The sequence below is a fragment of the Mesorhizobium sp. M1A.F.Ca.IN.020.04.1.1 genome, assembly GCF_003997315.1.
Classification (GTDB): domain Bacteria; phylum Pseudomonadota; class Alphaproteobacteria; order Rhizobiales; family Rhizobiaceae; genus Mesorhizobium.
Window position 1 is genome coordinate 1 of sequence record NZ_RZSN01000317.1, and the last position, 3134, is coordinate 3134.

Sequence of the window (3134 nt, forward strand, 5' to 3'; positions counted from 1 at the left end):
CGCCATGATCGGCGCCGAGAAGGCCATCACCTTCGGCTTCCTGCCCTTCATTGTCGGCGGCCTCTTGAAGTCGGCGCTGGGCGCCGCGACGCTGAAGCTCTTTTCCACCTATCGGGCCGAACCGCGCGACCGCTCGTCAAAGACGCAATGACTGTCAGGCTGCGCGCCCACCATCTGCTCTGCCTGCTGACCTATGTCGGCAAAGGCTACTCGCCCGCCTTCACCGCCAACTACGACAAGGTGGTGAAGCGGCTGGGCGAGGGCGAGGCGGTCCTGATCGTGTCCGGGCCGGACGCCATCTGCGCCCCGATGCTGGACGAGCGCGAGCCGCACTGCCTGGGCGAAGGCGCCGCCGAGCGCGACGCGCTCGCGGCGCGCGACGTCGGCGCTCTCCTCGGCCGGCCCGTCCGGGCCGGCGACCGGCTCGTGTTGGATGCCTCCAGCCTGGCGCCGATGCGCAAGGCTTTTTCCTCCGGCCTGACGCGTCAGGCGTGCTCGGGCTGCGAATGGTCCGACCTGTGCAGCGCGGTTGCCCTCAGCGGATTCCAAGATACGCGTCTTTAGGCGGCGCTGTCTGCGGCTTCCCGCGCCGGACTTTTTGGATGCACGCCGTATTTTTTAAGCCCGATGATTGCATTGTGATTCGCTGCGGATTGAAGCCTGACCCCAAAAAGGCCATGCTTTGTCGGGAAAACATCGACTCTGTGGGCGGTCCGCCAAAGGGGGGATCGCGTCTGGCTGAAAGGGATACAATGCGGCAAGGACGTGCGCGCTGGCTGACGAGGCTGGCATTTTTAGCGGGTGTGGCGCTGTCGGTGCTGCCTGCCCATGCCAAGGAAAACTCCCAACCGGTCCAGATCACGTCCTTTTCGGGCGCCTATCTTGCCGCCCATATTGCCGAAAGCGACAACGATCTCGACAATGCCATCGCCTATTACAAGCAGGCCCTGGCCTTTGCCCCCAATGACACCGAACTGCAGCAGAGCCTCATGCTGGCGCTGGTCGCGCAGGGCCGCTTCGAGGAATCGCTGGTCTATGCCGACAAGCTCAAGGAAGTTCCCGATGTCGAGCGCTTCTCGCGTCTGGCGCTTGCCGTTGATTCCTTCCACAAGAAGGACTACGCCAAGGCTCAGTACTGGCTGAAGCTGTCGCTCGAATCCGATCTCGACCGGCTGCTCTCCGGCGTCATGGACGGTTGGGCCAAGGAAGGCGCGGGCGATGCCTCCGAGGCGATGGCTTCGATCGACAAGCTGAAGGGGCCGGACTGGTTCGGCCTGTTCAAGTCCTTCCATCGCGCCCTCATCGCCGACGCCGCCGGCCTTTCCGCCAAGGCCGATGAGATCTACGCCGCCACCCTGGCCGATACCGCCGCCGGCGGCTCCGCGCCCGAGACGTGGATGCGCAATGCCCAGGCCTATGCCTCGTTCCTCGCCCGCAAGGGCGACAAGACAAAGGCGATGGCGGTGCTGAACCAGGCCGAAGCCTTCGCGCCTGGCAAGCTCGAAATCACCACGCTGCGCGACAGGATCAGCAAAGGCGACAAGATCGAGCCCCTGGTCGCTACCCCGGCCGACGGCGCCTCGGAAATCCTGCTCGACCTCGCCACCGCGCTCAACCGTGGCGGCGGCGAGCCTTTCGTTAGGCTCTATCTGCAATATGCGCTGGCGCTGAAGCCGGACAGCGACGCCGCCCTCGTGCAACTGGCCGCCGTCGCCGAGCAGCTGAAGGACGGCGAAGGCGCGATCGCGCTCTATCGGCGCATTCCGGCCTCCTCGCCATTGAAGGAGCTTTCTGAGCTGCAGCTTGGCCTGAACCTTGCCGACATCGACCGTCACGACGAAGCCATCGCGCATCTCAAGGGCTACGTCGATGCGCACCCGACCGACATGCGCGGCTACCTGGCGCTTGGCGGCGTCTACTCCTCCAAGGAGGACTACCGTTCGGCTGCCAATCTCTACGACAAGGCGGTCGAACAGCTGAAGACGCCGACTGCCGCCAACTGGAACATCTTCTACCAGCGCGGCATCGCCTATGAGCGGTTGAAGGAATGGCCGAAGGCCGAGCCCAATTTCCGCAAGGCGCTGGAGCTGCAGCCCGACCAGCCGCAGGTTCTGAACTATCTCGGCTATTCCTGGGTCGACATGAACACGAACCTCAAGGAAGGCCTGGCGATGATCCAGAAGGCCGTCGATCTCAGGCCAAGCGACGGCTACATCGTCGACTCGCTTGGCTGGGCCTATTACCGCCTCGGCCGCTTCGACGACGCCGTGCGCGAAATGGAGCGCGCCGTGTCGCTGAAGCCCGAGGATCCGGTTCTCAACGACCATCTGGGCGACGCCTATTGGCGCGTCGGCCGCAAGCTGGAAGCGACCTTCCAGTGGACCCAGGCACGCGACCTGAAGCCGGACCCGGACGTGCTCGCCACCTTACAGCAGAAGCTGCTGAAGGGCCTGCCGCCGATCGAGTCCAACACGGCGCAGGAAACGCCGAAGGTGAAACCGGTCCCGCCGGCGGCGCCGAAGGGCTGAGGCGCACAATTCTGCAGTTTGGCGGGGCCCTTTTGGGCCCCGCAACGTTTTCAAAACATCTTGCGGTAGACGACGAACCCCGAGCGCTCGCCGATCCTGTCATAGAGCTGCATGGCGGTGTGGTTGGTCTCATGCGTCAGCCAGTAGACGCGACCCGAGCCCGCGGCTTTGGCGCGCTCGTAAACGCCTTCGATCAGCGCCCGGCCGACGCCGTGGCCGCGCGCGGCTTGTGAGGTGAAGAGATCCTGCAGATAGCAGTTCGGGGCGATCGCCGTGGTCGAGCGGTGGTAGAGATAATGGACGAGGCCGAGAAGCTTGCCGTCGCGCTCGGCCACCAGAGCATGCATCGGCTCGTAAGCGTCGAAAAAGCGCGACCAGGTCATCTGGGTGATCTCGCCGGCAAGCGCGGTCTCGCCCGAGCGGCCGTAGAATTCGTTGTAGCCGTCCCAGAGCGGCAGCCACTGCTCGTAATCCTGCTGGGTGACGGGGCGGACGGTGAGTTGACCGAGCATGGCGGGAACCTTTGTCGTTGCGGCTCGCCGAAGCAAACGGCCCGCGTGAGCGGCCGGCAATGGGCCACCCCCCCGCCAAGCTTCAACCCCCCCT

The 3134-nt window shown here is 64.7% G+C and carries 3 protein-coding genes and 1 pseudogene; 3 read left to right on the plus strand and 1 reads right to left on the minus strand.

What is annotated here, in order from left to right; genetic code table 11:
• The 3 genes and pseudogenes from EOA49_RS33870 to EOA49_RS31165 form a co-directional block, all read left to right on the plus strand.
• A pseudogene (locus tag EOA49_RS33870) lies at positions 1–151 on the plus strand (biotin transporter BioY); the annotation flags it as partial.
• Positions 148–564, plus strand: a complete 417-nt coding sequence (locus EOA49_RS31160; RefSeq protein ID WP_095800916.1) for a DUF1284 domain-containing protein — start codon at positions 148–150, stop codon at positions 562–564. The pseudogene EOA49_RS33870 and the gene EOA49_RS31160, both read left to right, overlap by 4 nt.
• 188 nt (positions 565–752) lie before the next feature.
• Entirely contained in the window at positions 753–2528 is a 1776-nt protein-coding gene (locus tag EOA49_RS31165; RefSeq protein WP_127241110.1) for a tetratricopeptide repeat protein, read from the plus strand.
• Positions 2529–2578: 50 nt separating this feature from the next.
• Here the strand turns inward: EOA49_RS31165 and EOA49_RS31170 are convergent, their stop codons facing one another.
• A complete protein-coding gene (locus EOA49_RS31170) occupies positions 2579–3040 on the minus strand; it encodes a GNAT family N-acetyltransferase (protein WP_127241109.1) in 462 nt (153 codons plus the stop codon).
• Positions 3041–3134: the final 94 nt, after the last annotated feature.

What these genes read in the sequence shown, in the direction of transcription:
- EOA49_RS31160 (WP_095800916.1), top strand. Translation starts at nt 148, where the DNA reads ATGACTGTCAGGCTGCGCGCCCACCATCTGCTCTGCCTGCTGACCTAT.
- EOA49_RS31165 (WP_127241110.1), top strand. Translation starts at nt 753, where the DNA reads ATGCGGCAAGGACGTGCGCGCTGGCTGACGAGGCTGGCATTTTTAGCG.
- EOA49_RS31170 (WP_127241109.1), bottom strand. Translation starts at nt 3,040, where the DNA reads ATGCTCGGTCAACTCACCGTCCGCCCCGTCACCCAGCAGGATTACGAG.